General features: G+C 63.0%; 2 protein-coding genes. Both read right to left on the reverse strand.

Annotated elements, in window-relative coordinates; genetic code table 11:
* Positions 1-65 precede the first annotated feature (65 nt).
* Positions 66-1,253 (reverse strand): substrate-binding domain-containing protein, encoded by a 1,188-nt coding sequence (locus ACE3PP_RS12325; protein ID WP_374382678.1) that lies wholly within the window; start codon positions 1,251-1,253, stop codon positions 66-68.
* Positions 1,254-1,476: 223 nt separating this feature from the next.
* Positions 1,477-1,917, reverse strand: a 441-nt coding sequence (locus ACE3PP_RS12330; protein WP_374382681.1) for a helix-turn-helix domain-containing protein, incomplete at its 5' end; no start/stop codon positions are given.

Genomic DNA, 1,917 nt, shown 5'->3' on the forward strand with positions numbered 1-1,917 from the left:
CGACGGCCACGTGGCCGCCGAAGCGTATCGTCAGCTCGCGGGTTTCGAGGGCGGGGGCCGTCATGTCACCGCTTGTTGCGGATCGGGATCTGCATTTCCTCGGGCTTGATCTCGCGCACCAGCTCGGGCACGGCCCACGCGAAAGCCGGATCGTTCTTCAACTTGAAGTGATACATCGATTGCAGCGCTTGATGGTCTTCCTTGCGGAAGGTCATCTTGCCCTTCGGCGTGTCGAAGCTCATGCCTTCCATCGCCTTGATCAACGACTCGGTCTTGGTGTCGCCATTGGTTTTCTTCAGCGCTGCGGCGACCGCCATGCCCGCTGCCATACCGCCAGCCGTGAAGAAATCGGGCGGCTGCTTGAAGCGCTTGTAGTGCTCGGTGACCAGCCAGTTGTTGGCCGGGTTCTTGGGGATATCGTAGTAATAGTAGGCAGCGCCTTCCATGCCGGGGAATTGCTTGAAGGTCGCCATCACCGGCAGGATGTTGCCGCCGGTAGCGATCTCGATGCCGAAGCGTTTCGGGTCCAGATCGGCGATCTTGAACGGATTGCCCGCCCCCGCCCACACGATGAAGATGACCTTGCGGCCCGGCTTGTCCTTCAGCGAATCGAACAGACGCTGCGCGCCGGCGGTGAAGTCGGTGGTGTTCAGCGGCAGGTATTCCTCGTGGACGATCTTGGCTTTCTTCAGCGCGTCCTTGAAGGCTTTCACGGCATCGCGGCCGAACGCATAGTCCTGCGCCAGCATCGCGATCGAGGTGTTGTCCTTGTCCATCGCCACGGCATTGGCCACCGCATCCTGCGTCGAATTGCGGCCGGTGCGGAAGATGTAGCGGTTCCACTTGTCACCGGTGATCGCGTCGGCCACCGCCGGCTCGACCAGCAGCACCTTCTTGTATTCCTCGGCCACCGGCAGCAGCGCCAGCGCCACGCCCGACGAACTCGGGCCGACGGCCAGGTCGACCTTGTCGTCACCATAGGCTGCGGACAGCAGCGACTTGCCGACGTCGGGCTTGCCCTGATCGTCTTTCTCCAGCACCACGATCTTGCGGCCGTTGACGGTCATCGTGCCGCCGGTGGCGTACTCCAGGCCCATCAGCAGGCCGACCTGGGTCTGCTTGCCATACGCCTCGAACGGGCCGGTCTTCGAATAGACGTGAGCAATCTTGATGTCTTTGGCCAACACGGGGCCGGTCAGGGCGGCGCCAGCCAGCAGCGGGGCGGCGATGCGCGCCAGGCGCGTCAGCAGCAAATGCGGCTTCACGGAGGTCTCCTCGGAGTGTGAACGGTTTCCGCGGATGCGGATCCGCAATTCTTCGCAAAGCGCGTGCCAAGCTTGGCCGAATTGCCAAACCATTGATTTGAAAGACTCTTGCTCGCTGACCAAGAACCCGCCATCAAATAAATGACTGGTTTTCGGTCGCTCACGGCCGCCGAACCGTCTGGATTTCAGACAGTTACTGTCTGAAATCCAGTCAATTCAATCGGTTGGCCGCGCTTTCTGCCTCATCGCCCATTTCTGTACGGAAATCGGACAATTCCGGGTAATCGAGCAGCTTTTGATACAAAGTTGCGCGAGCAATACCCAGGCGGCGCGCGGCACGGGTGCGGTTGCCATCGGCTTCCTGCAAGGCGCGGGCGATGGCAGTACGTTCGAGGGCGGCGATCTGTTCGGGCAGCGTTTGGGTGGCGCCCACGGCACCGCGCTCAGCGGCGCCATGCCCAGGTGCCCCGTGGGGCAGCGCGAAAGCCTGCGCCGCCATGATTGCCGCCGGGCCAGCCTGAGCGCCGGCAGCCATGCCGGAACCGGCACCCGCCTCGTCGGCGCGTTCCGCGGCCACCTCGCCGATTTCCGGCACCACCTCGCGCAGCGCATCCAGACTCAGCCGCATGCCATCCCATAGCGAGCACGCGCG

It is taken from the genome of Dongia sp., from assembly GCF_041910485.1.
Lineage (GTDB): Bacteria > Pseudomonadota > Alphaproteobacteria > Dongiales > Dongiaceae > Dongia.